Origin of the sequence: Streptomyces sp. NBC_00341 (genome assembly GCF_041435055.1) — a bacterium.
Taxonomy (GTDB): Bacteria; Actinomycetota; Actinomycetes; order Streptomycetales; family Streptomycetaceae; genus Streptomyces.
In genome coordinates, this window is sequence record NZ_CP108002.1 from 1,381,725 (window position 1) to 1,406,047 (window position 24,323).

Consider the following 24,323-nt stretch of genomic DNA (forward strand, 5'->3'; position numbering starts at 1 on the left):
GGTTCAAACCGCTTCCAGCCGCGCCGCGAACCCGCGGCGCCCGGCCCGCATCATCAGCGCGTGATTGGCCCGGAACACCGGGCGTCCCGGCACCGCGAGCACCCGCAGCAGCCTCTTGCGCACCTCGACCTCCTGCTCGTACGTGGCCCGGCTCCCGGCGCCGTGCGGGGTGACGGTCCAGCGGGCCCAGCCTTCGAGGTCGCCGGTGATGGCCACTTCGAGGACCCCGGCGCGCGGATCGCGGCGCCGTTCGCGCACCGTGATGACGAGGTCGTACGGGAGCAGGGAGCGGATCCGGGTGGTGCCGGAGGTGTCGTCGGCGGGGGTGACCTCGCGGACCTGCGGCCACCATCGCGGGTATTGATCGACCTGTTCCAGCAGCCGGTACACGGCGCCGGGCGGGGCGGCGAGGTCCCAGACACTGACAAATCGGTAGTGACTCCAGTCCATGTGTCCAGGATGCGCATACTCAGCCGGGGAACTGAGTACCCGTGCGCATGCCGCGACGCGTGAGCGTCACCACACTCGCATTCATGGAACATCTGCCGCCGCCCGCCGAGGAATTGGCGCTCCTCGACCGTGAGCTCGCCGGGCTGGACCTGCGCCGGTCCCAACTGCTGCACCGCCGCGCCTGGCTGCTGAACGCCCTGCGGACGCCGGGCCCGCCGATGACCGCACCTCCCGCGCCCGCGTTCGCGGCGCCGTTCGCGGCTCCGGTCCGGCCGCCCGCCGTCGGGGTCCGCACCGGAGGTGCGCAGAACGTGCTGCTCACCCTCGGCGGACTGCTGCTGACGGTCGCGGCGATCGCGTTCACGCTGGTCAGCTGGGGTCAGATGGGGATCAGCGGCCGTACGGCGGTGCTGGCGACCGTGACGCTGGCGGCGCTGATCGCGCCCGCGGTGCTGCTGCGCCGGGGGCTGTCCTCGACGGCAGAGGCGCTCGCTGCCCTCGCGTCGGTGCTGATGGTGCTGGACGCCTTCGCACTGCACGAGCTGGCCGCGCCGGGGACGGGCGGTCTGGGCTTCGCCGCGACCGCTTCCGCGGTGCTGTCCGTGTTGTGGGCGGCGTACGGGCTGCTGCTCGGGGGGTTGCGGCTGCCGTTGCCCGCCTCGGTGCTCGGCGCGCAGTTGCCGTTGCTGCTGTGGGCGTGCGCGGAGCGGGCGGACGCCCTGGTCTTCTCCGCCGCGCTGCTGGCGACGGCGGCGCTGGACTGTGCGATCGCGGTGTGGAGCAAGGGAGTCGCGGTACGGGTGACGGCCTGCGCCGCGCTCTGTGCGACCGGTGGCGCGGGGCTGCTGATCGCGCTGGCGAGGTCGCTGGCGGCCGATGCCCCGTCAGGCGCGGTGCTGCCGGGGGCGCTGCTGCTGGCGGGGGCGGCGATCGCGCTGTCCGGGGCCCGCCGGGCGCCGGCGGCGGCTGCGGTGGCCGGGGGCCTGGTGGCCGGTCTGGCGGCGGTGGCCGCAGTCGGCGCGGTGGTGGCCGCGGGGGTGCCGGGTGGCTGGGTGGTGCCGGTGTATCTGCTGTGCGGGGGCGCGCTGTTGACGGGTGTACGGGCTCCGCTGGGGCGTCCGGCCGGGCAGGGTCTGGTGTGGGCGTCGGGGGCGGTGACGGCGGGCTCCGTGCTGTTCTCGCTGCCGCCGGTCGCGGTGTCGCTGGTGGGTCCGGTGTCGCAGCTGGGCCGGGTGTGGGCCGGTGCGCCGCAGGGCGGTGCCCGGGGTGCGGTGGGTGCGGCGGGGCTGCCGTGGACGGAGCTGGGCGCGGCCCCCGTCATCCTGCTCGTGATGGCCGGGGTGCTCGCGGCGGCGTACCGGTGGTGGGAGGCCGTGCTGCGGTGGGCGGGGCCCGTGCTCTCCCCCGGCCCCTCGGTGCGGGGCGCGGTCGGGGCCGGGGCTCCGGTGCTCGGCTGGGCGGGGATCACCGTGCTGCCCGCGGCGCTCGACGTCTCGTACGCGGTGGCTGTCACCGTACAACTGGTCCTGGTCGTAGGCGTGTTCGCGGTGGCGGTGGGCGGTCTGCGGCGCGGGACGACGGGTGTGGCGCTGACGGCTTCGGTGTGCGGGGCGGTCGGTGCGGTGGACGTGGCGCTGCTCTCGCTCACCTCCGAGCCGGCCACCTACGCGGTGTTCGGAGCGCTGCTGGTGCTGTGCGCGGCTGCGGCGGTCGCGCTGGACGCTTCCGTGACACGGAGCCCCGGGCCGGACCGGGTGGTGGCGGCCGTGCGGGCGGTGGCTGCGTGCGCGGCGGTGGGCTGCGCCGTGGTGCTGACGGTCGCGTGCGGCGCCTCGCTGGGGCTGGCCGTGCACCGGGCGGCTCCGCTGGTGCTGGTGGTCCCCGCGTCGACCGTGCTGCTGGGCGCCCGGCTGAAGGCGCACGCGGTCGCGCTGCCGGTGGAGCTGGCCGGGGGCGCGGCGGCGGTACCGGCGGTCGGTATGGCGGCGGGCGATCTGCCGTCCCTCGCCCTGGTGCTGTCCCTGTGCGCGGTACTGGCGGCGGGCACGGCGTTGCGTCCGGAGCGGCGGCCGGTGGCCGGATATCTGGCGACGGCGTGGTTCCTGGCGGCCGCCTGGGTGCGGCTCTCGGCGTCCGGGGTGTCCTCCCCCGAGGCGTACACCCTGCCGGTGTCCGTCGCGGCGCTGGTGATCGGGGTGCTGCGTCGCCGCCGCGATCCCGCCGCGTCCTCGTGGACGGCGTACGGGGCCGGCCTGGCGGTGACGCTGGTGCCCTCGCTCGTCACCGCCTGGGCCGATCCGCACTGGCTGCGGCCACTGCTGCTCGGTGCGGCGGCCCTGGTGATCACGCTGGCGGGGGCGCGGTGGCGGCTCCAGGCGCTGCTGGTGCTGGGCGGTGCGGCGCTGGCGCTGGACGCGGTGCACGAGCTCGCGCCGTACGTGGTCCAGGTGGCCGGCGCGCTGCCGCGCTGGGTGGCTCCCGCACTGGCCGGGGTGGTGCTGCTGGCGGTCGGGGCGACGTACGAGAAGCGGCTGCGCGATGCCCGGCGGCTGCGGAACGCCCTGGGCCGGATGCGGTGACGTGACCGCATCCGGCCGGAGGCGTACGCCTCTCATCCGGGCGTGGGCCCCGACGCGCGGCAGGTCTCAGCCGCCGCGGTAGTGGTCGGCAACCGCGGCGAAGGCGGCCTTGGGCTCCCAGGGCAGATCCGGGTACGTGTCGCCGTGGCGGTCTTCGAGGATCTTGACGATGCCGAGACTGGCGAGGTCGAGGTCGTCGCGGGGATCGCCGTCAGGCCGGTGCGGCAGGTTGTAGAGAGCGAAGAGGAACACGAAGGCGCTGTCGACGCCCTCGGTCTCGAAGATCTCCAGCAGCTCGCTCAGGTACGCCGCCTGGCCGGCTTCGTCGCGCTCGTACTCCCCGTTCAGCCGGAGCGGAGCGCCGGTGGCTTCGTCGGTTTCGAGGATTTCCATGCTGCGGGGTGCGACGTCGCCCGCGCCGCGCCAGGTGGCGGTGCCGAAGCCGGTGATGGCGACCGGTTTGGGCTGTGCGACAAGGCTGCGCACGGCGTCCCGGAATCGGTCTGCCACCTCCGCGGACCGGATGAGTTCGAAGGTCGTGAAGTCGAACACGTCCCAGTCGACGGCTTCGAACTGGATGGCGGCGTACGTGACCTTGCCGTGGAAGCGCTCGCGGACCAGCGCCACGGCTTCGCGGAGGAAGGCGTTGAGGCGAGTGCCGACCGCGGCGAATCGCTCGGGCCTTCGGGCCGGGTCACTCAGGAGCCGGCTGATCCGCTCTTCGGTGCTGTCGCCTTCGAGGAAGCCATGGTTCATGACGCTCAGCTCAGCGCCTGTGACGAACACGACCTCGGCTCCCTGCGCCCGGAGTTGCTCGGCCCGCTCTGCGCAGTCGGCGAGCAGGCCGAGGATCTCATCGGTCGTCAGCTCGAGCGGGTACGGCGAGAACCAGATCTCCAGGCCGAGTTCGGCGGCGTGGCGAGCGGCGAGGTCCAAGCGATCCGGGTCGCCGCCGGTGATGTGGACGGCGGTGCAGTGCAGATCGTCACGGATGATGGTCAGCTCCTTCTTGACCAGGTCGGGGTCGAAGCACTCCCGGGAGTTGCTGCCGTTGCGGATGAAGCCGGTGTCGTAACAGATGCCTTTGGCTCGCATGTGTCTGACCTCTCAGTAGGCGGCTGAGAGTAGAACGTAATATTGCGTGCACGCAAGTTTGCGTGCACGCACCTCAACTGGGATAGTGCGAGTGTGACAACAGGGCAGAACGGGCTGCGCGAGCAGAAGAAGCAGGCCACCCGGGTGGCATTGCGTGAGGCGGCACTGCGGCTGGCGCTCGCGCACGGGCCCGGCAACGTCCGCGTCGACGACATCGCCGAGGCGGCCGGGGTCTCGCCGAGGACCTACAACAACTACTTCTCCAGTCGCGAACAGGCGATCGTCGCCGCCGTCACCGCGGAACGGGAATCGCGAGTCGTCGCGGCGATGGCAGCGGCGCCCGCCCACGTCCGCCTCGCCGACGCCCTGACCGAAGCGGTTCTGGAGCAGTACACCGAACCGCGTGACCGCGACGAGCTGCTGCTGATCATCGCCAGCCCCGCACTGCGCGACACCTTCCTCGACACCACAGCGGCGATCGAACACCCCCTCGCCACCGCGATCGGCCGGCGTCTCGGCGACACCGACACGCCCACCGCCCGCGTGCTCGCGGCGAGCGTGGCCGCCGCTGTCCGGATCGCACTGCGGGAGTGGCTCCAGCCACCGGCCGCACCCCTCGCAGCCGGTGGGCTCGTCGTGCCGTCCAGCTCGCTGACCGAACTGCTCCGCTCCGCACTGGCCGTACTCGCACCCGCACTCGACGCCGCCGAGGAGGGGGTACAACCGGGCGCGCATCAGTCAACCCGTGCCACTGATGACGCGGCTTCGACGTCGCAGTAGATCCAGCACGAGGTGCGGGGCGCGGGCGGCGCACGCGAAAACGCCGACGGCCCGGAAGCTTCAGGAAGCTTCCGGGCCGTCGGTCCGGGGTGGGCGATACTGGGTTCGAACCAGTGACCTCTTCGGTGTGAACGAAGCGCTCTCCCACTGAGCTAATCGCCCCGGGCGCACGCCAAACATTACCCCATGTCAGCGGCGCCCCCCGACCAGCTCCGGGTCACTCGTGGATCTTCCACGGCATGACGATTCCGAACTTCCACACATAGACCCCCACCAGCACCGCGACGATCACCAGCCCGATCACGGTGAGCGCGATGTTGCGCCGCCGGACCCTGGGATCGAGGGCCCGCTTGGCGGCCTCCGTGACCTTCCGCCGCGTCCAGCGCAGCACCAGCTGGGCCCAGACGAACTCGGTCGCCCAGATCGCCATGCCGCCGAAGATCACCAGCCAGCCGGGGCCGGGCAGCGGCAGCATAATGATGCCCGCCACCACCACGGCGAGGCCGACCAGGAACACGCCGACCTGCCAGCTCAGGTGCAGCGCCCTGGACGCCTTGATGAACCCGGGCGCCCTGGAGCCGAGCTCCGGACCCTCCTTCGATACATCCTGCGTGACGTCCCCCGTCACGTCTCCCGCCACGTCCCCCGTCGCGGGCGCCGGATCCGCCGGTGCGGCGACCCCGTCCCGCTCGTCACTCTCCGCATTCATGGTGGCCAACCTACCGGAACGGCTCCCGTCACTGGAATGGCCGCATAACCCAAAGTTACACACCGCTGTACGAGCTACCTGAAGGATCACAAAACGGTCAGAGGGGTTTACAACGCCACCGTAGGTGGCATGTCGATTTCGCCGACGTGCGAATCCCCGAGCGCACACTGAGCGAAAGGCCCTGGCGCTTATGAACACCACGGTCAGCTGCGAGCTGCACCTGCGCCTCGTTGTGTCGAGCGAGTCCTCACTGCCTGTACCCGCGGGCCTGCGGTATGACACGGCCGATCCGTATGCCGTGCACGCCACCTTCCACACCGGAGCGGAGGAAACGGTCGAGTGGGTTTTCGCCCGCGACCTCCTTGCCGAGGGGCTGCACAGGCCCACCGGCACCGGAGACGTCCGCGTCTGGCCATCCCGTAGTCACGGCCAGGGCGTCGTCTGTATCGCACTGAGCTCCCCAGAGGGCGAAGCCCTGCTGGAGGCCCCGGCACGGGCCCTGGAGTCGTTCCTGAAGAGGACCGACGCCGCGGTCCCGCCGGGTACCGAGCATCGTCACTTCGATCTCGATACGGAGCTCTCACACATCCTGGCGGAAAGCTGAGCCAGGCCGAGAACTGCACGACGCCGTCCGACTCGGGGAGACGGCGTCGCGCGGACAACCTCATACGGCGGAAACCGGCGCCGTCACCACGGAATCCACCGTGGTGACGGCGCCGGTCCGCGTGCACGCCGCCGCACAGCACGGCCGTGCCAGTAGAGTCATCCGGCATCGGTGGGCGCCCCGCCCGCCGGAGGCCAGGGAGCGAATGCGTGCTGATCCCACACGACACCCGGATCGCCCTCGAAACGGTGGTCGCCCTGGTGAACACCGCGCCCGAGAGCGCGCAGCCGGAGCAGGGAGCGCCGGCCGACGGGCTCGCCGGCATCCCCGCACTTCACGCGTTCGCCGCCCGCCACCGCATGAGCGGGGTGACCGAGCTCGACGAGAAGGACCTGCGGGCCGTGCACGACGTACGGGCCCGGTTCGCCGCGGTCTTCGCGGCGCCCGACGCCCGGACCGCCGCCTCGCTCGTCAACTCCCTGGTCGCCGCCGCGGGCACCACGCCGCAGCTCAGCGACCACGACGGCTACGACTGGCACGTGCACTACTTCGCGCCGGACGCCTCGATCGCCGACCACCTGGCCGCCGACTGCGGGATGGCCCTCGCGTTCATCATCGTGGCGGGCGAGACGGAGCGGCTGCGGCGCTGCGAGGCGCCGGACTGCCGGCACGCCTTCGTCGACCTCTCCCGCAACCGTTCCCGCCGCTACTGCTCCAGCCGCACCTGCGGTAACCGCTTGCACGTCGCCGCGTACCGGGCGCGCCGCCGGGAAGCGGCCGACTGACCGTTCACAGCACTAAGAGATCGTGCAACGCGGCCATCAGCAGCAGGCTGCCGATCACCGTGAGGAAGATCATCAGAGGGGGCTGGGAAAGCGCGAAGAGGCAGCCACGCGGCTCTTCGGCGGGGGGTGCGGGGGCGTCGCCCCGGGAGGTGTCCACCATCTCGGGACGATCATGACGCAAGCCGGCCCCCTTGACGATCAACACTCGTCTTTGTGACGGGAGTTCACCCCTCACGTGGTGGCCGGAATCACTCGCTCGTCCGATCCTCCGTCACACGTTCGGGACCGCCCGGCGCTCCCTCCGCCGCGTCGCCGTCAGCCCAGGTCCCGCAGCATGCGCAGCTGCACGGCCCGGTGGGGCGAGCCGCCGCCCTCGTGACCGTTCCAGGGGTAGACCTCGATCTGCTTCGGGCCGGCCCAGTGGTTGTAGGCGGCGAAGACGGTGGACGGCGGGCAGACGGCGTCCATCAGGGCCACCGAGTACAGCGCGGGCACCGTCGCACGAGCGGCGAAGCTGACGCCGTCGAAGTACGAGAGGGTCCGGAACACCTGCTCGGAGAAGCCGTTCTGGGCGGACAGGAAGCGGACGATCTCCTGGTACGGGTCCCGGTCCGTGAGCTCCACGGCGCGCCGGTAGTGCGTCAGGAACGGTACGTCGATGAGGGCAGCCCTGACGTGGGGGCTGAGCCCCGCCACCGCCTGCGCGATGCCGCCGCCCTGACTGCCGCCGTGCACGACGATCCGCTCCGCGTCGACGGCCGGGTGGGTACGGGCCACCTCGACGGCGCGCACCGCGTCGGTGAACACCCGGCGGTAGTAGTACTCGTCGGGGTCGAGGATGCCCCGGGTCATGAAGCCGGGCGACTGCGGGTTGCCGCCGCCGTGCGGGTCCGCGGTGGAGCCCGGCGAGTTGTTGTTGACGGCGCCCTGCCCCCGGGTGTCCACGAGCAGGGTGGCCCATCCGGCGGCGGGCCACACCAGGTGGTCGTGCGGCAGCCCGCGCCCGCCGCCGTATCCCAGGTAGTGGACGACGGTGGGCAGGGGGCCCTCGGCGCCGGCGGGCACGTTCAGCCAGGCGCGTATGCGGTGGCCGCCCCAGCCGGCGAACGACACGTCATGGGTCACCACGTTGCTCAACGCCGCGTCGTACACGGTGAATTCGGCGTCCAGCGGGTGGACGGCCGCCTCTTCGAGGGTGCGCCGCCAGAAGGCATCGAAGTCGTCGGGTTCAGCGACCTCGGGACGGTAGGAGCGGAGTTGGTCCAGGGGCAGGTCGAACAGGGGCACGGCGTCTCCGTTTCGGGCCGGCCGAGAAAACGGCACAGGTGAATGACACAGCTGAATGACACAGGTGAACGGATCAAGGAAACAACACCGGGCGCGACGGGCCGCGCGGGGGCTCAGCGCGGGGTGGAGCTCGACGCGCGTACGACGAGTTCCGGCTGGAGCACCACGCTGCGGTGCTCATGGCGGCCGTCGTCGTCCGCCTCCTCCAACAGGAGTTCGGCGGCCATCCGGCCCATCACGACGGCGGGCTGGCGGACCGAGGTGAGCGGCACGGCAGCGGCGGCGGCGAACTCGATGTCGTCGTATCCGACGATGGCGATGTCCTGCGGGACCCGCACCCCGGCCGCGTAGAGGGCCTGCAGCACACCGAGGGCGAGCAGGTCGTTGGCGCAGAACACGGCGGTGGGGCGCGGCACCAGGCCGAGCAGCCGGGCTCCGGCGTCGCGTCCCGCTGCCACGTCGAGCCGGTCGGAGGGGATCTCGACCAGGGCCTCGGGCTCCAGCCCGGCCTCGGCCAGGGCGGACAGCGCGCCGGTGCGGCGGTCCCTGATCTGGTGCAGGTCGCCCGGTCCGCTGACGTAGGCCACCGAGCGGTGCCCGGCCGAGAGCAGATGCCCGACGGCCAGGGCGCCGCCCCGCACGTCGTCGACGGAGACCGCGCAGGTCCCGGTGCCGGACGCGACCCGGTCCACCAGGACGTAGGGAATCCGGTGCCGGCTGAAGGACTCGAGGTTGCGGCCCGTCGCGTCGGCCGGTGTGACCAGGACGCCGCAGACCCGCTGCTCCGCGAAGAGTCCGAGGTATTCGGCCTCTTCCGCGGGGCTCTGGCCGCTGTTGCAGACCATCACGCCGAGGCCCGCCTGCCGGGCGGCGCGCTCGGCCCCTCGGGCGACGTCGACGAAGAAGGGGTTGCCCATGTCCAGGACGAGGAGGGCCATGATCCGGCTGCGTCCCGCCCTGAGCTGACGGGCGGACTCGCTGCGGACGTAGCCGAGGTCCTTGATGGCCGCCAGCACCCGCGCCCGCGTCTCGGGGAGTACGGTCTCCGGCCGGTTGATCACATTGGAGACCGTGCCCACGGAGACCCCGGCCTGCCGGGCCACGTCCTTGATCCCTGCCACACGCGCCACTTGTCCTGCCCCACTGGTGCCCTTGGCCGCACTGGTGCAGCGGCGTCACCCCATCGTACGGACGGCGTGAGTGAATTGATTCAATCCGTTCGGGACGCTAGCCCTGATCCCAGAATACCGTCAAGGATCACGCGTGAATCGATTCAGGGGGCGCGGAACACCGCGCACCGGGCGCCGCGCACCGAGCGGGGGCGGACGTGACGTGCCTCAGATGCCGTGCTTCTTCAGGATCGCCTCGATGTCACTGAAGTCCTCACCCGATCCGCTCGCGGCGGACTGCTTCTTCGGCCTCTCCCGCTGCTGCGGCTGGGCCGCCGGGACACCCGCCCCCAGCGACGGCGCCGAGGCGGCCGGCTCCACCGCGCCGTCCCGCGCGGCACGGGCGGCGGCCTTGCGCTCCTTGCGGGTACCGCCTCCGCGCCGTTCGACCGCGCGGGTCGTGATGAACAGCAGCCAGGCCACTCCCAGCAGGCCGAAGCCCAGCCAGACGCTCGGCTTGAAGGCGATGTCCGTCACCCACTGGACGACACCGGTCAGCACCAGGCCGATCGGGACCAGGGAGTAGGCCGCGATCCTGGTCGCCGCGAGGAAGCGCTTCCGGTACGCGGTGACGGCGGCGATGCCCAGGCCCGCCGCGGACGCCGCGGTACAAATGGTCTCGGCAAGCATCGGTGCCTCCAGGCGCAGGGGAAACGTCCCTTCCATCCTGCACCTGTCCATGGGCCCGGGGCCACGTCCGGAGCCCACCTCAGGGACATATCAGGGCCGGGATCCTCCGCAGGTGCCGTGCGCACGGACAACCGGGGCCTTACCCGCCGATGCCGGTGCCGGTGCCGGTCCGGACTCTCCCCCGCACCCTGGGAGACTGGTCCCATGAGTGATTCCACCCCCGCTGCGCCGGTCGTCCTCGACATCTGGTGCGAGCTCCAGTGCCCCGACTGCCACCACGCCCTCACCGATGTGCACGCCCTGCGGGCCCGGTACGGCGACCGGATCGAGGTGCGGCTGCGGCACTTCCCGCTGGAGAAGCACAAGCACGCCTACGCCGCCGCACAGGCCGCGGAGGAGGCCGCGGCGCAGGGCAAGGACTGGCCGTACATCGAGGCGGTCCTCGCCCGCACCGCAGAGCTCGGCCGGACCGGCGAGCCGCTGCTGATCGAGGTGGCGGAGGAACTCGGTCTGGACGCGGAGGAGTTCGACACCGCCCTGATCGACGGCCGGCACCTGCTGATCGTCGACGCCGACCAGGCGGAGGGCAAGGCGATCGGGGTCACCGGCACCCCGACCTATGTGATCGGCGGAGAGCGGCTGGACGGCGGCAAGAGCCAGGAGGGTCTGCGCGAGCGGATCGAGGAGATCGCCGACCGGCTGCTCGCCGGACAGGGCTGAGCCCCCGCGGGCCGCAGGACCCGGCAGAAGCCGCCGGGACCCGCAGGAGCCCGGCAGAAGCCGCCGGGACCCGCAGGAGCCCGGCAGAAGCCGCAGGTCCCGGCGGGCGGCTACAGCTGCTTGGCCAGGTTGTACTGGGTCGGCCCGTAGCCCAGCGACTCGTACAGCCGGACCGCCGGGACGTTGGCCGTGACCACGTGCAGGCCCAGTCGCCCGTGCCCCGCCGCCAGTGCGATCCGCTCCGCCTGGAGCATCAGCGCCCGCCCGTACCCCCTGCCCCGGAATTCCTCGTGCACCTCCACGTCGAACACGTAGCCGACGAGCACTCCGGGGTGCATCTCGAACCGGGCCACCCAGACGTACCCCACGGTCCCGCCCTGGTGGATCAGGAGGTGCAGCTGGGCGCCCTCGGTCTCCAGACCGTCCGGAAGATGCCCGGCGTGGGAGGCGCGGGCGACACGCAGCGCGACCTCCTCCGGCATTCCCCGGGTGACCAGGCTTTCCGCGTAGCCCGCGACGGCCCCTTCCTCCCACCGGGCGAACTCGCCGGGCGTCATCGGGCGTGCGGTCAGCCCGTCCGGCAGGGCCGGAGGAACCGTCGGCAGCGACTTGATCATGTTCCTGCTGCGCTCGGTGTACCCGAGTGCGGCGGTCAGCCGCTGCGCCGCGACGGCTCCGGCGTCGACCGACGTACGCACCTGGGTGCAGCCCCAGCCGCGCAGTACCTCTTCGGCCGCCAGCGCGGCGATGGTCCCGCGACCGCGCCTGCGGACGGGTTCGTCGATCCGCAGGGAGCGCAGGACGCCCGCCCCGCCGGCCGACCGCGGCTCGACGGCGATCTCGACGGCACCGACGGGGCGCCCGTTGTCGCACACGTCGTACGCGCGGTCCTGCGCGCCGTCGGCGCCTTGCTGTATCGGCCCGGAGGGCCGGAGTGTCGTGGTCATCAGGGGATTTCTATCCCCCGCAGACGATGCCGTCATCCGCTTTTACGGGCATCCCGGATATTTTCACGGCTGCTTTCACGGCTCCCCGGCCGTGGAAGCAGCCGTGAAACACGCCGGCACGCACCGGCTACGGGTCCAGGTCGTCGCCGGCCCGCTCGCCGAAGACGCTCATGGCCTTGGCGGTCACCGGGCCGGGGCCGGCGGGCAGTTCCCTGCCGTCGACCCGGTGGACCGCCTGGATGTCGCGGAGTGTGGAGGTGAGGAAGATCTCCTCGGCCCGCTCCAGTACGTCGAAGGGCAGTTCGGTCTCCTGCGCCCCCGTCCACTCCACCGCCAGGGCCCGGGTGATCCCGGCCAGGCAGCCCGAGGCGACCGGCGGGGTGTGCAACTGCCCGTCGAGCACGACGAAGACGTTGGACCCGGTGCCCTCGCAGAGCTGCCCGACGGTGTTGGCGAAGAGCGCCTCTGTGGCGCCACTCTCGTGGGCGCGGGCGAGCGCGACGACGTTCTCGGCGTACGAGGTGGTCTTGAGCCCGGTGAGCGCGCCGCGTTCGTTGCGCGTCCAGGGGACGGTGATGACCGCCGTGGTGTCCGGTCGGCGCTTCACCTCCCCGAGCGCGACGACCAGACCGGGTCCGGCGGTGCCCCGGTCGGAGCCGAGCGGCGAGATGCCTCCGGTGTACGTGATCCGGAGCCGGCCGAGGACGGCGGGGTTGGCGTCGATGACGGCGGCGCAGGCCCGGCGCACCTCGTCCAGGTCGGGCGCCGGCAGGCCGAGGCCGCGGGCGGAGCGGGCCAGCCGGTCGAGGTGCCGGGTGAGCGCGAAGGGCCTGGCGCCGGTCGTCCTGACCGTCTCGAAGACGCCGTCGCCCACGGTGAGCCCGTGGTCGAGCACGGACACCCGTGCGTCATCGGCGTCGCGCAGTTCGCCGTTGACCCAGATCCTCATGGTGCGGTCCTTCCGGTTGCTTCGTATGCGCCCGACGCTACCGCGAGCAGCCTGGACGCCTTGAGTTCGGTCTCGTCCCATTCCCGTTCCGGATCCGATCCCCAGGTGATGCCGGCGCCGGTGCCGAAGCGCAGGACGGGGGCGGCCCCGGTGCGGTCGGTCCAGAAGGTGCGGATGCCCACGGCGAGCGACGCGGTGGCGCGGTCGGCGTCCACCCAGCCGATGCCGCCGCAGTACGGGCCGCGCGGGGCGGTCTCCAGTTCGCCGATGATCCTCAGCGCACTGGTCTTGGGGGCGCCGGTGACCGAACCGGGCGGGAAGGCCGCGGCGAGGATCTCCGGCCAGCCGGTCCCCTCCGCCAGCAGCCCGCGCACCGTGGAGACCAGGTGGACGAGTCCCGGGTGCTCCTCGACCGCGCACAGATCGGGAACGGTGACCGATCCGGTGGCGCAGACCCGGCCGAGGTCGTTGCGGACCAGGTCGACGATCATCACGTTCTCCGCGTGGTCCTTCTCCAGCAGATCGTCCTCCGTGCGGCCGGTGCCCTTGATCGGTCCGGACTCCACGGTGCGGCCGTCCCTGCGGAGGAACAGTTCGGGGGAGGCGGTCGCGATCTCCACGCCGTGCGCGGGCAGCCGGATCGTTCCCGCGTACGGGGCGGGGTTGCCGCGCGCCAGCAGCGCGGTGAGGGCGTCCACGTCGGCTGCGGACGGGTCGGGCAGCCGGGCCGTCATCACCCGGCAGAGGTTGGCCTGGTAGACCTCCCCCTGCGCGATGTACGCCCGGATCCGGCGCACGGCGGCGATGTACGCGGCGCGGTCCAGCGACGAGTTCCAGTCACCGGCGGCGGGACCGCGCCAGCCGCCCGGTACCGGGGCGGGCACGGCGGCGGTGCGTACGGTGGCGAAGCGGGCGCAGGTGAGCCGGCCCTCGAAATCGGCGGAGACGGCCCAGAAGCCGGACGAGTCGAGGGCTGCTGGGTCGCTGGTCACATCGCGCAGATCGGAGGCGACGAGGCCGCCGAAGCGGGCCATTGGGGCAAGGTCGTGCACGTCGGTGAGTCTAGGACGGCCCGCGGTGACCTGCGCCGGGGCGAGTGCACCTCAGCACGCTGCACAAACGCGTTTTTGTGCTGGCCCCGGAATCCGCTAGAGTTCATCACGTCGCCGGGACGCGCAAGTGGACCGGAACCGACAAGCGGACGTAGCTCAGTTGGTAGAGCGCAACCTTGCCAAGGTTGAGGTCGCCAGTTCGAACCTGGTCGTCCGCTCGCAGAAGGTGGGGGATCTTCCCGACCCCCCATCCCTGGTGGAGTGGCCGAGAGGCGAGGCAACGGCCTGCAAAGCCGTCTACACGGGTTCAAATCCCGTCTCCACCTCCAAGGACGATTAGCTCAGCGGGAGAGCACTTCCCTGACACGGAAGGGGTCACTGGTTCAATCCCAGTATCGTCCACCGGTCCGCATGGACCCCCGCGCGATTAGCTCAGCGGGAGAGCGCTTCCCTGACACGGAAGAGGTCACTGGTTCAATCCCAGTATCGCGCACGCAGTACACGCAGGGTCACCCTGCGCGATTAGCTCAGCGGGAGAGCGCTTCCCTGACACGGAAGAGGTCACTGGTTCAATCCCAGTATCGCGCACAGCCCGAAGCCCCGGTCGTCTCGACGACCGGGGCTTCGTCGTTGCCGTACGGGGCCGCGCCGTGGCCCGGACGGATGCCGTACGGGCCACGGCGCGGGGTGAGCCGGGTCAGGACGAGAAGAGCATCCGGCCGAAGCTCTTCTGCCGGTAGTGGCCGTGGTGACCGCCGCCGTGGTGCTGCTGGTGCTGCGGGGCGCCCCAGGCGGGTGCGGGGGCGGCCGGGTAGGCCTGCGGTGCGGACGGCGGGGGCGGAGCCTGCTGCGTCCACTGCGCTTCCATGCGGGTCAGGGACTCCAGCTCGCCGTAGTCCAGGAATATCCCCCGGCAGCCGCTGCACTGCTCGATCTGAATACCGTTGCGGTTGTACGTGTGCATCGGTGCGTGGCACTTGGGACACTGCATGTTCGGGCTCACTCCTCGCCGTCGGTCAGCCGTCGCCGGAATCCGTGCCCGCCGACGGTCGGTTCACCCTACGACGCGTTTCCGGTGGCCAACTCGGGTGGGAGAGTAGCAATTCGGGCACAGCTCCCGATCATCATCTGTTCCACCTCATCCGGATCCCGGCCCTCCGCCGCGGACTTGGCGAGGGCCAGTGCCGCGGTCTGTACGGTCAGGGCGCGGGCGGCGACGTCCAACTCCGGCCAGGGGTCGCCGTCTGCGGGCAGCGCGGGCCCGCCGGCGGCCCGGTAGGCGCCCAGGAAACGGAACCAGACCTCTGGCGGCAGCAGCCCGGCCGCGTACCAGGCGGCGGGCCTGGCCAGGTCCCAGGTGGCGTCACCGATGCCCGCGTCGTCGACGTCGATCAGCAGCCAGCGGCCGCGCGGAGCGGGATGCCGGACGAGCTGGCCCAGGTGCAGATCTCCGTGGCAGAGGAAGCGGGCGCGGTCCGCGGGGGCGGGGGTCTCGTCTCGCGCCCAGCCGGGCAGCCGCTGCCAGGCCGCGAGCACCGGCACGGTGGACGGGTCACCGGGACGCGCCGCCCGCATCCGGTCCACGGCCAGCGCCGCCTTCGCGGGCCCCCGCATGACCGGGAGCGCGGGAGCCGGGAGACCCGGAACCGGGAGCGCGGGAGCCGGAAGTGCGGGAGGTACCGGAAGCCCCGGAGCCGGATACGCGGAACGGTGGAGGCGGGCCAGGAGCGCGGCGGCCTCCTCCCACGGCGCCGCGTCCGGGTCACCCGGGTCCACGGGCTCCCCGTAGGGCCACAGGGTGACCGGACGGCCGTGGAGCTCGGTGAGGTACGACGACGGCCGGGCGGGACGCTCCGCGGCCGTCACGGGGGCTGTCGGCGGCTGTGCGGGCACGGGGAGGGGCGCGAGCAGGACGTCCGCCAGGGCGGGGCGGGCCGACAGCCAAAGGCGCGCCGCCAGGGCGGCGGTGTCCGTTCCGGGAGCATGGGCCTTGGCGACGACCGCACCACTGCGGACCACGGTGCCGTCCGCCCGGTCCGCGAGCACGACGGGCGGCGGGCAGTCGCAGCCGGCCGGGGCGGGGGTGTGGGCCGCGTCGTGGGCGAGGGCGCCCAGCGCGCGTATGACTGCGGTGGTCACGGTCTCCCCCGGTGGCGCAGGATCTGCGGGTCCGGCCGGCGCCGCACCCGCCGAGGAGCGTACGCGGGCCGCCCTGACCGGTCACGTCCCGGGCTCCGCCCCATGTGAGGAGCCCGGTGGCTCGAAGACCGCGGCCCCTGCTCGACGACCGCGGCCCCTGAAGGGCCCCGGACAGCGCGATGTCCGGTCAGCTCCCCAGCTGACCGGACAAACGCTGCCGTCCGCCGCACCCCCGTCCCCACGGGGTTGTTGGCCGGATGTCCCGGTCCGAACCGCTCTTCCGGACCCGGGGCGCCGCTCAGCGCCCCAGCATCACGCCCACGGACGACGCCTGTGTGACCACCGCGTCCCAGCCGCCGAAGACGACTACGAGCAGGGCCGCCAGAGGAAGAACCATGGCTGTCGCCACCAGCGGGTGGCGCTTGCCGGACGACGGACGGCTGCCGAACGAGGCGTACGCCTTGCGTCCCTGCGTGCGGATCATGGTCCGCGCTGCCGTGTCCGCCATGGTTCCTCTCCTGACCTGATGTGGAGCGGCGGGCGTGTGGCCTCGGGGGACGAGTGCGACGCCCGCCGCACAACTTCAACATTAGGGATTCGGCCGACGGGCGGCGTCATGCCCGCGTACCGAATGCCGGGCCTCCCGGAGGATGAGCCGGCGGTGGTCGGCTACTCCCCTGGGTGGAGACCGGCCCGGCGGACCTTGGGGTCATCCCCGAGGGGACGCTCGGAAGCCTCCTCCCTGGGTACCGGTTGTTCGACCAGGGCGAGCACCCTGGTCGCCATGAAGCGGGCGGTGCGCACCACTGATCCGCTCCTGGTGACTTCACTCACTTCGACCACCCCCCGACGGACCGCTGTCTCCACCCGGCGACCCGCTCTGGAGGCCACTACTTCGTAGGTACGGGTGGTGTCCCCCGCGTCCACGACTATCTCGACTCGATCGCCCTTCACTGATCCAATCCCCCTTCTGCGACGGACCTTTGAGATCTCGCACGGGCCGGGCAGCCTGGATCCGCGGCTCCCTGACCACTCCTCAAGTTTCCCATCCGGCACTGACAATCGATTCGACGGCGAGGGCGCGGCCTCTGAGCACCCCGGGCGGCGGGTACGTAAGCTGTGCCTCGTCAGGCGGACCAGGCAGCGGGGATGGGCAGACATGGCGATGATGCGGCTCCGGCGCGAGGACCCGCGTGTCGTCGGTTCGTTCAGGCTGCACCGGCGGCTCGGGGCGGGCGGCATGGGTGTCGTCTACCTCGGTTCCGACCGGCGCGGCCAGCGGGTGGCGCTGAAGGTGATCCGCCCGGATCTGGCGGAGGACCAGGAGTTCCGCTCGCGGTTCGCCCGTGAGGTGTCCGCCGCCCGGCGGATCCGCGGCGGCTGTACGGCCCGGCTGGTGGCCGCCGATCTGGAGGCGGAGCGCCCGTGGTTCGCCACGCAGTACGTCCCGGGGCCCTCGCTGCACGACAAGGTGGCGGAGGAGGGCCCCCTGTCGGCCGCGGAGGTGGCCTCGATCGGGGCGGCGCTCTCCGAGGGGCTGGTGGCCGTGCACGAGGCGGGGGTCGTCCACCGTGACCTCAAGCCGTCGAACATCCTCCTCTCCCCCAAGGGCCCGCGGATCATCGACTTCGGGATCGCCTGGTCGACCGGCGCCTCCACCCTCACGCACGTCGGCACGGCGGTCGGATCGCCCGGCTTCCTCGCCCCGGAGCAGGTGCGGGGCGCGGCGGTGACTCCCGCGACGGACGTCTTCTCGCTCGGCGCCACGCTGGCGTACGCGGCGATGGCCGACTCACCGTTCGGGCACGGTAGTTCCGAGGTGATGCTCTACCGCGTGGTGCACGAGGAACCGCAGTTGTACGACGTGCACGACGCGCTCGCCCCGCTGGTGAGCGCCTGTCTGGCGAAGGACCCGGAGGAGCGGCCGAGCACGCTCCAACTCTCCATGCGGCTCAAGGAGATCGCCGCGCGGGAGGCGCAGGGTCTGCACGAGAGCCGGCCCCCGGCCCAGCGCTCCGCCCAGGAGGCGGACCGGCCGACCGGCCGGCTCGACGGCCCGTACACCGAGCAGCAGACCCGCCGCGCACCCGGCCCCGCCCCGGCTTCGCGCCCGCAAAACCGGCAGAGCGCGCCGGCGCGTCCCTCCTCGCCGCGCACCGGGGGTTCGCGCCCGGAGCGGCAGCCGCGCAGCACGACGGGTTCCGGCAAGCGGTCGCAGGGCGCGAACGGGACGAAGGGCAGGCAGGGCACCCGGCCGGGGACGCGTACGACCTCGACCGGACGGCGTCCGGCCAATCCCCGGCTGCTGCGGCAGCGGCTCGTGGTCTTCGTCGTGGTGACGCTGCTGGTGGCGCTGGGCATCGCGGCGGCCCAGGGCTGCCAGGGACCGGCGCGCGGCCTCGGAGCGGGCCAGAGCCAGAACCCGGGCCAGAGCCAGGGCCTGAGCGAGCAGTAGTAGCCGCTGGAGCCCTTTAGCTCTCGGGGCGGCCGGTGGCCACCGCGTAGAAGGCGACCGCTGCCGCCGCGCCCACGTTCAGCGAATCGACGCCGTGGGCCATCGGGATCCGTACCCATTCGTCGGCGGCGACGAGGGCCTGGGTGGACAGTCCGTCCCCCTCGGCCCCGAGCATCAGGGCCACCTGGTCCATCCGGTGCGGCGCCGCCTCCTCGATGCTGCTGGCCTTCTCGTCGGGCGTCAGGGCGAGCAGCTTGAAGCCCGCCTCCCGTACGGTCTCCAGCGCCTTGGGCCAGGTGTCGAGCCGGGCGTACGGGACGGAGAAGACCGCGCCCATCGAGACCTTGACGGAGCGCCGGTACAGCGGGTCGGCGCAGTCCGGTGAGAGCAGGACGGCGTCCATGCCGAGGGCGGCGGCGCTGCGGAAGATCGCCCCGATGTTCGTGTGGTCGTTGACGGCCTCCATGACGACCACGCGGCGGGTGGTGCGCAGCAGTTCGTCGGCGGCCGGCAGCGGTTTGCGCTGCATGGAGGCCAGGGCGCCCCGGTGCACGTGGTAGCCGGTGACGCGCTCGGCCAGCTCCGGGCTGACCGCGTACACGGGGGCCGGTACCTCGTCGATGACGTCGCGCATCAGGTCGACCCACTTCGCCGAGAGCAGCATGGACCGCATCTCGTACCCGGCCTGCCTGGCGCGTCTGATCACCTTCTCGCCCTCGGCGATGAAGAGGCCCTCCGCGGGCTCTCGCCTGCGCCGGAGCTCGACGTCTGTCAGGCCGGTGTAGTCGCGCAGTCGGGGGTCGTCGGGGTCGTCGACGGTGATGAGATCAGCCACAGGTTGATACTGCCTTGTCCGGTGTGTGGTGCCAACGGTCTGGAGGAAGATCCGTTACCGATGGTTACTCGGCGGGACTTCCGGTGCCGGCCGTCCCGACGGCGACGACGTCACCGATGACGATGACAGCAGGCGGGCGCACATCCTCCGCCTCGGCCCGCTCGCCGACGGTCGCGAGTGTCGCGTCGACGCGGCGCTGGGCGGCCGTGGTCCCTTCCTGGACCAGCGCGACCGGGGTCTCGGGGTCCTTGCCGTGTGCGATGAGCGCGCGGGCGATGGCGCCGATCTTGTCGACGGCCATCAGGAGGACCAGGGTGCCGCGCAGCCGGGCGACGGCCGCCCAGTCGACCAGCGAGCGCTCGTCGTCGGGGGCGACGTGGCCGCTGACCACGGTGAACTCATGGGCGACCCCTCGGTGCGTGACCGGGATACCGGCCGCGCCCGGCACCGAAATCGAGCTGGAGATGCCGGGGACGACGGTGCAGGCGATGCCCTCCGCGGCGAGCGCCTGGGCCTCCTCCATGCCGCGCCCGAAGACGAACGGGTCGCCGCCCTTGAGCCGGACGACCGCCTTTCCGGCCTTCGCGTGCTCGATCAGCGCGTTGTTGATCGCTTCCTGCGCCATGTAGCGGCCGTACGGGATCTTGGCGGCGTCGATCACCTCGACGTGCGGGGGGAGTTCGTCCAGCAGGTCGCGCGGGCCGAGCCGGTCCGCGATGACGACGTCGGCCTCGGCCAGCAGTCGGCGGCCTCTGACGGTGATCAGGTCGGGGTCGCCGGGACCGCCGCCGACCAGGGCGACGCCGGGGGTCCGGGTGCGGTGGTGGGGCGCGGCGAGGGTGCCGTCGCGCAGGCCCTCGACGATGGCGTCGCGGACGGCGGCGGAGTGGCGCGGGTCGCGGCCGCCCTGCCCGTCGGTGGTGAGCACGGCGACGGTGATGTCCTCGCTGCGGCCGGTGGCGGGGGTCCAGGCGGTGGCGGCGTCCGCGTCGTCGCTGCGGACGCACCAGGTGCGGGTGCGCTCGGCCTCTGCGGAGGCGGCGTCGTTGGCCGCGGTGTCGTCGGACGCGACGAGCGCGTACCAGGTGTCCGTCAGGTCCCCGTCGGCGTATGCCCGGCGCTCCCAGCGGATCTCGCCCGCGTCCGCCATCGCCTCGACGGACGCGGTGGCGGACGGCGACACGAGGACGATGTCCGCGCCGGCCGCGATGAGGGCGGGGAGGCGGCGCTGAGCGACCTGGCCGCCACCGACGACGACTACGCGGCGCCCGCTCAGGCGCAGTCCGACGGGGTACGCGGGGTGAACGGCGTGCTCGGCCATGGCGGTGCGGGCTCCTCGTGCGGTGCGGTGTGCGGGCCGCTGCGGCGGTGGAGCGGCTGTGACGTGCGGGTTCACGATACGGGGTGGGGTGCGGGGGTGGGCGGGTGCGCCTGCGGCGGGCCTGTTCCCCGCCCCGCCCCTTCCCGTAACCGGGGCTCCGCCCCGGGCCCCGCTCCTCAAACGCCGGCGAGGCTGGGTATTGAAGCCCCTCCGGCGATCGAGGAGCGGGGGTCCGGGGGCAGCGCCCCCGAAACCCCCGCGGGCAGCGTCCTACTTCTCCGTGACGCCCGCCGAGTCGAACGTCGCCACCTCGTGCATCGCGCGGGCCGCGCTCTGCACGATCGGCAGCGCCAGCAGTGCGCCCGTTCCCTCGCCGAGGCGGAGGTCCAGGTCGACCAGCGGGCGCAGGCCCAGCTTGTTGAGCGCGGCGACGTGGCCGGGCTCGGCGCTGCGGTGGCCCGCGATGCAGGCGGCCAGGGCCTCCGGCGCGATGGCACGGGCCACCAGGGCCGCGGCGCCCGCGCTGACGCCGTCGAGGATGACCGGCGTACGGAGCGAGGCCCCGCCCAGGAGGAACCCGGCCATCGCCGCGTGCTCCAGGCCGCCGACGGCCGCGAGCACGCCGATCGGATCGGCCGGGTCGGGCCGGTGCAGGTCGAGCGCGCGGCGGACCACGTCGACCTTGCGGGCGTGCATCTCGTCGTTGATGCCGGTGCCGCGACCGGTCACCTCTGCCGCGTCCATCCCGGTGTACACGCAGATCAGGGCGGCCGACGCCGTCGTGTTGGCGATGCCCATCTCACCGGTGAGCAGGCCCTTGTTGCCGGCCGCGACCAGATCGCGTGCGGTCTCGATACCGACCTCGATCGCCGCGAGGACCTCCTCGCGGGTGAGCGCGGGGCCGGTGGTGAAGTCGGCCGTCCCGGCGCGCACCTTGCGGGGCAGCAGTCCGGGCGTCGCGGGCAGTTCCGCGGCCACGCCGACGTCGACCACGCACACCTCTGCGCCGACCTGGGCCGCGAAGGCGTTGCAGACCGCGCCGCCGCCGAGGAAGTTGGCGACCATCTGGCCGGTCACCTCCTGGGGCCACGCCGTGACGCCCTGGGCGTGCACCCCGTGGTCACCGGCGAAGATCGCGACGGCGGCGGGCTCCGGGATCGGCGGCGGGCACATCCGGGAGAGCCCGGACAGCTGCGCCGAGATGATCTCCAGCATGCCGAGCGCACCGGCCGGCTTGGTCATCCGCTTCTGGCGTTCCCAGGCCTCGCCGAGCGCCTTGGCGTCGAGCGGCCGGATGTTGGAGATGGTCTCCTGCAGCAGGTCGTGCGGCTCCTCGCCGGGCAGGGCGCGGCGGCCGTACGTCTCCTCGTGGACGACCCACGAGAGCGGGCGGCGCTTGGACCAGCCCGCCTGCATCAGCTCGGGCTCCTCCGGGAACTCGTCCACGTAACCGACACAGAGGTACGCGACGACTTCGAGGTGCTCGGGCAGGCCGAGGGAGCGGACCATCTCGCGCTCGTCGAAGAAGCTGACCCAGCCGACGCCGAGCCCCTCGGCCCGTGCGGCGAGCCACAGGTTCTCGACGGCGAGCGCCGAGGAGTAGGGGGCCATCTGCGGCTGGGTGTGCCGGCCCAGGGTGTGGCGGCCGCCACGCGTCGGGTCGGCGGTGACGACGATGTTGACCGGGGTTTCGAGGATCGCCTCGATCTTCAGTTCCTTGAACTGCTTCGCCCTGGCCTTGGGGAGCGACTTGGCGTACGCGTCGCGCTGGCGCTGCGCCAGTTCGTGCATGGAACGGCGGGTCTCCGCGGAACGGATGACGACGAAGTCCCAGGGCTGCGAGTGTCCGACGCTGGGCGCGGTGTGCGCGGCCTCCAGGACGCGCAGCAGGACCTCGTGCGGGACCGGGTCGCTGCGGAAGCCGTTGCGGATGTCGCGGCGCTCGCGCATGACGCGCAGGACTGCCTCGCGCTCGGCGTCGTCGTAACCGGGCGCGGGGGGCGAGGTGACGGGCGCCGCCTCGGTCTCAGTCTCGACCTTCGTCTCGGCCTCGGCCTCCGGAAGAACCTCGGGTGCTTCGGGCGCGTCCGCGGTCTGGATGTCGTCCACCGGCTCCGGCTGAACGGGCTCCGGCTGTACCGGCTCCAGCTGAACGGGCTCCGGGGCGTTCTGCGGTACGACCGGCTCGGGCTGTTCGGCGACGGGCTCGGCCTCCGGCGCCTGCACAGGCGCGGCTTCCGTGCTGTCCGTCAGGTCCGGGGTCTCGATGACCTCGGGACCCGTCTCGGCCTCCGGCGCGGGCTCCGCCTCGGCCGTCACGGCGGGCTCTGCCACCTCTGGGACCTCTACCGCCTCGACCGGCACGGGCTCCATGGCGAACGTCCGGACCTCGGGCGCGGCCTCCACAACCGCCTCGGGCTCGGCCGGCTCTTCGACGACGGGCGTCCGGTCCGGGTGCGGGGCGGTCGGCAGCGAGCCCACCGCGACGAACCGGCCCAGCGAGGCACCGTCCGGCACGGGCTCCACAGACGGCGCGTCCACCGGCGTCGCGTCGACCGGAGCGATGTCGGCCGGAGCCGCATCGGCCGCAGCCACGTCGATGGGCGCCACGTCGGCGGCTGCCGCGTCCACGGGTGCTGCCTCGACCGGTGCCGCCTCAGCGGGCGGCGCGTCGACCACAGCCTCGACCGGTGCCGGTACGGACACGGCCTCGGGCTCCGGCTCGTTCTCCGGCTCCGGCAGGGCCTCGACCGGGAGCTCCGCCGGGACCTCTGCCACCACCGGAGCGGCGGCGGGCTCCTCGGCCACGACCGGTGCGGGCGAGGGTACTGGTGCGGCTTCGACCGGCCGGGCGGCCGGTACGGGCTCTGCGGCCGCCTCCGGGACGACCGTTTCTGCTTCTGGCTGCGGCTCCTGGGCCACCGCCGGCTCTGCTTCCACGGCGACCGGCGCGGCGGCCTGCTGCGGCGCCTGGGCCGCCCACTGGTTCCCCTGCGGCGGGATCTCGCCGAGCTGCGGGCCCGGCAGCGCGGCCGATTCCTCGGCCGTCATCTCGAAGTACTCGGGTTCGGCGGTGACCGGTCCGGCGTGCCGTGCGGGCGCGGGAGCCGGAGCGGGCGCCCGGGTCTGGGCCTGCGGCGCGCCCGCCGGGCCCCGATCCGCGAGCGAACGGACCACGCCGCCGCCCGACGTGCCGCCGTAGCCCGGCTCGGGCGAGGCCGGTCCGCGGTGCAGCGGCCGGCGCACGGGTGCCTGGGTCTGGGTCTGGGCCACCGGTACCTGGGCCTGGGCCGGCGAGGGAACGGGCGACGGGATACGGACGCCGCTGAGGTCGACGGAGCCCGAATCGCGGCCACCGGACTCGTGGGTCCCCTGGCCGGTCCGCGGCAGCGGCTCTGCGGGAGCGTGCATCGCGTACGCGGGCACCTGGACCTGCGCCTGCTCCTGAAGCTGCACGGGGCCCTGGGTCTGCACGGGGCCCTGAGCCGGCGCCGGGCCCTGGTTCTGCGCCGGACGGTCGTCGCCCGGCGCACGCGACGGATAACCGCCCTGCTCGGGCAGGGCGGCCTGCGGCTCGCTCCAGGCGCCCTGGGGGCTGGGCATCAGCAGAAGGTCGTCGTCCTCTGGCGCTTGCTCGGAGGGATCGAGGAAGGTGTAGCCGTCCGGGGCGGGGACGCCCGGCTGCTCCACCATGCCTGCGTTCTCCGGCAGTCCCTCGCCCGGGATCTGGCCGGTGTCACTCATGCGTACCCCTCGCCCATCGTCAGTGCTCCTTCGGCCCTTCGCCCGGGTCGCCCGAACACGGCACACAGGCGCT

General features: G+C 72.7%; 23 protein-coding genes and 6 tRNA genes. 11 read left to right on the top strand and 18 right to left on the bottom strand.

Translation table 11 applies throughout. From position 1 onward, the window contains the following. Positions 1-3: 3 nt before the first annotated feature. Positions 4-450: an SRPBCC family protein gene (locus OG892_RS06050; RefSeq protein ID WP_073737506.1), complete on the bottom strand. Its 447-nt coding sequence runs from the start codon at positions 448-450 to the stop codon at positions 4-6. Positions 451-533: 83 nt separating this feature from the next. Here OG892_RS06050 and OG892_RS06055 point away from each other — a divergent pair, with 83 nt between their 5' ends. After that, positions 534-3,029, top strand: a complete 2,496-nt coding sequence (locus OG892_RS06055; protein WP_371628626.1) for an SCO7613 C-terminal domain-containing membrane protein — start codon at positions 534-536, stop codon at positions 3,027-3,029. Positions 3,030-3,095: 66 nt separating this feature from the next. Here OG892_RS06055 and OG892_RS06060 read toward each other — a convergent pair whose 3' ends face one another. After that, on the bottom strand, positions 3,096-4,124 hold the full coding sequence (locus tag OG892_RS06060) for a hypothetical protein (RefSeq protein ID WP_371628627.1): 1,029 nt from the start codon (positions 4,122-4,124) through the stop codon (positions 3,096-3,098). A gap of 93 nt (positions 4,125-4,217) precedes the next feature. On the opposite strand from OG892_RS06060, the gene OG892_RS06065 reads away from it, so the two are divergent. Next, positions 4,218-4,904, top strand: coding sequence for a TetR/AcrR family transcriptional regulator (locus tag OG892_RS06065; RefSeq protein ID WP_371628628.1), 687 nt, complete (start codon positions 4,218-4,220; stop codon positions 4,902-4,904). A 90-nt stretch (positions 4,905-4,994) separates the two neighbouring features. Here the strand turns inward: OG892_RS06065 and OG892_RS06070 are convergent. Both OG892_RS06070 and OG892_RS06075 read right to left on the bottom strand, forming a co-directional pair. Then, positions 4,995-5,066, bottom strand: a tRNA-Val gene (locus tag OG892_RS06070). A 55-nt stretch (positions 5,067-5,121) separates the two neighbouring features. After that, entirely contained in the window at positions 5,122-5,613 is a 492-nt protein-coding gene (locus tag OG892_RS06075; protein WP_328867697.1) for a TIGR02611 family protein, read from the bottom strand. 190 nt (positions 5,614-5,803) lie between these two features. Here OG892_RS06075 and OG892_RS06080 point away from each other — a divergent pair, with 190 nt between their 5' ends. Both OG892_RS06080 and OG892_RS06085 read left to right on the top strand, forming a co-directional pair. Next, entirely contained in the window at positions 5,804-6,217 is a 414-nt protein-coding gene (locus OG892_RS06080; protein ID WP_003959770.1) for an SsgA family sporulation/cell division regulator, read from the top strand. Between the two features lie 209 nt (positions 6,218-6,426). Then, on the top strand, positions 6,427-7,002 hold the full coding sequence (locus tag OG892_RS06085; RefSeq protein WP_328867696.1) for a CGNR zinc finger domain-containing protein: 576 nt from the start codon (positions 6,427-6,429) through the stop codon (positions 7,000-7,002). A gap of 4 nt (positions 7,003-7,006) precedes the next feature. Here OG892_RS06085 and OG892_RS06090 read toward each other — a convergent pair whose 3' ends face one another. The 4 genes from OG892_RS06090 to OG892_RS06105 form a co-directional block, all read right to left on the bottom strand. Beyond that, positions 7,007-7,183 carry a hypothetical protein gene (locus tag OG892_RS06090; protein ID WP_371631763.1) on the bottom strand — a complete coding sequence of 59 codons (177 nt, stop codon included), beginning with the start codon at positions 7,181-7,183 and terminating at the stop codon, positions 7,007-7,009. A gap of 134 nt (positions 7,184-7,317) precedes the next feature. After that, positions 7,318-8,289: an acetylxylan esterase gene (locus tag OG892_RS06095; RefSeq protein WP_371628629.1), complete on the bottom strand. Its 972-nt coding sequence runs from the start codon at positions 8,287-8,289 to the stop codon at positions 7,318-7,320. 113 nt (positions 8,290-8,402) lie between these two features. After that, positions 8,403-9,419 (bottom strand): LacI family DNA-binding transcriptional regulator, encoded by a 1,017-nt coding sequence (locus tag OG892_RS06100; RefSeq protein ID WP_371628630.1) that lies wholly within the window; start codon positions 9,417-9,419, stop codon positions 8,403-8,405. A gap of 207 nt (positions 9,420-9,626) precedes the next feature. Beyond that, complete coding sequence (locus tag OG892_RS06105; protein WP_371628631.1) at positions 9,627-10,088, bottom strand: hypothetical protein; 462 nt, start codon at positions 10,086-10,088, stop codon at positions 9,627-9,629. Positions 10,089-10,292: 204 nt separating this feature from the next. Between OG892_RS06105 and OG892_RS06110 the strand changes: the two genes are divergently transcribed. Further along, on the top strand, positions 10,293-10,808 hold the full coding sequence (locus tag OG892_RS06110; protein WP_327336014.1) for a DsbA family protein: 516 nt from the start codon (positions 10,293-10,295) through the stop codon (positions 10,806-10,808). Between the two features lie 110 nt (positions 10,809-10,918). On the opposite strand, the gene OG892_RS06115 is transcribed toward OG892_RS06110, so the two are convergent. The 3 genes from OG892_RS06115 to OG892_RS06125 all read right to left on the bottom strand — a co-directional run bounded on the left by OG892_RS06115 (position 10,919) and on the right by OG892_RS06125 (position 13,738). Next, positions 10,919-11,755 carry a GNAT family N-acetyltransferase gene (locus OG892_RS06115; protein ID WP_371628632.1) on the bottom strand — a complete coding sequence of 279 codons (837 nt, stop codon included), beginning with the start codon at positions 11,753-11,755 and terminating at the stop codon, positions 10,919-10,921. Between the two features lie 127 nt (positions 11,756-11,882). Further along, positions 11,883-12,704 carry an aminotransferase class IV gene (locus OG892_RS06120; protein ID WP_073737495.1) on the bottom strand — a complete coding sequence of 274 codons (822 nt, stop codon included), beginning with the start codon at positions 12,702-12,704 and terminating at the stop codon, positions 11,883-11,885. Then, positions 12,701-13,738 carry a chorismate-binding protein gene (locus tag OG892_RS06125; protein WP_371631584.1) on the bottom strand — a complete coding sequence of 346 codons (1,038 nt, stop codon included), beginning with the start codon at positions 13,736-13,738 and terminating at the stop codon, positions 12,701-12,703. The genes OG892_RS06120 and OG892_RS06125 overlap by 4 nt, the downstream gene beginning before the upstream one ends. A 163-nt stretch (positions 13,739-13,901) precedes the next feature. On the opposite strand from OG892_RS06125, the gene OG892_RS06130 reads away from it, so the two are divergent. The 5 genes from OG892_RS06130 (at position 13,902) to OG892_RS06150 (ending at position 14,344) form a co-directional block, all read left to right on the top strand. Then, a tRNA-Gly gene (locus OG892_RS06130) sits at positions 13,902-13,974 on the top strand. Between the two features lie 37 nt (positions 13,975-14,011). Beyond that, a tRNA-Cys gene (locus OG892_RS06135) sits at positions 14,012-14,085 on the top strand. Between the two features lies 1 nt (position 14,086). Then, a tRNA-Val gene (locus OG892_RS06140) sits at positions 14,087-14,158 on the top strand. Between the two features lie 19 nt (positions 14,159-14,177). Next, positions 14,178-14,249, top strand: a tRNA-Val gene (locus OG892_RS06145). A gap of 23 nt (positions 14,250-14,272) precedes the next feature. Next, positions 14,273-14,344 (top strand) — tRNA-Val (locus OG892_RS06150). Between the two features lie 109 nt (positions 14,345-14,453). On the opposite strand, the gene OG892_RS06155 is transcribed toward OG892_RS06150, so the two are convergent. The 4 genes from OG892_RS06155 to OG892_RS06170 form a co-directional block, all read right to left on the bottom strand. Beyond that, positions 14,454-14,747 carry a zf-TFIIB domain-containing protein gene (locus tag OG892_RS06155; RefSeq protein WP_328867692.1) on the bottom strand — a complete coding sequence of 98 codons (294 nt, stop codon included), beginning with the start codon at positions 14,745-14,747 and terminating at the stop codon, positions 14,454-14,456. Between the two features lie 68 nt (positions 14,748-14,815). Next, positions 14,816-15,895 (bottom strand): phosphotransferase, encoded by a 1,080-nt coding sequence (locus OG892_RS06160; protein WP_371628633.1) that lies wholly within the window; start codon positions 15,893-15,895, stop codon positions 14,816-14,818. Between the two features lie 298 nt (positions 15,896-16,193). After that, on the bottom strand, positions 16,194-16,403 hold the full coding sequence (locus OG892_RS06165) for a hypothetical protein (RefSeq protein WP_073737491.1): 210 nt from the start codon (positions 16,401-16,403) through the stop codon (positions 16,194-16,196). A gap of 161 nt (positions 16,404-16,564) precedes the next feature. Continuing rightward, positions 16,565-16,849: a hypothetical protein gene (locus OG892_RS06170; protein WP_073737490.1), complete on the bottom strand. Its 285-nt coding sequence runs from the start codon at positions 16,847-16,849 to the stop codon at positions 16,565-16,567. A gap of 205 nt (positions 16,850-17,054) precedes the next feature. On the opposite strand from OG892_RS06170, the gene OG892_RS06175 reads away from it, so the two are divergent. After that, positions 17,055-18,350: a protein kinase gene (locus OG892_RS06175; protein ID WP_371628634.1), complete on the top strand. Its 1,296-nt coding sequence runs from the start codon at positions 17,055-17,057 to the stop codon at positions 18,348-18,350. 16 nt (positions 18,351-18,366) lie between these two features. Here the strand turns inward: OG892_RS06175 and OG892_RS06180 are convergent, their stop codons facing one another. The 3 genes from OG892_RS06180 to cobT all read right to left on the bottom strand — a co-directional run bounded on the left by OG892_RS06180 (position 18,367) and on the right by cobT (position 24,250). Beyond that, entirely contained in the window at positions 18,367-19,185 is an 819-nt protein-coding gene (locus OG892_RS06180) for an RNA methyltransferase (RefSeq protein ID WP_024490659.1), read from the bottom strand. 64 nt (positions 19,186-19,249) lie between these two features. Beyond that, entirely contained in the window at positions 19,250-20,506 is a 1,257-nt protein-coding gene (gene cobA / locus OG892_RS06185; RefSeq protein ID WP_371628635.1) for a uroporphyrinogen-III C-methyltransferase, read from the bottom strand. Positions 20,507-20,776: 270 nt separating this feature from the next. After that, a complete protein-coding gene (cobT, locus tag OG892_RS06190) occupies positions 20,777-24,250 on the bottom strand; it encodes a nicotinate-nucleotide--dimethylbenzimidazole phosphoribosyltransferase (protein ID WP_371628636.1) in 3,474 nt (1,157 codons plus the stop codon). Positions 24,251-24,323: the final 73 nt, after the last annotated feature.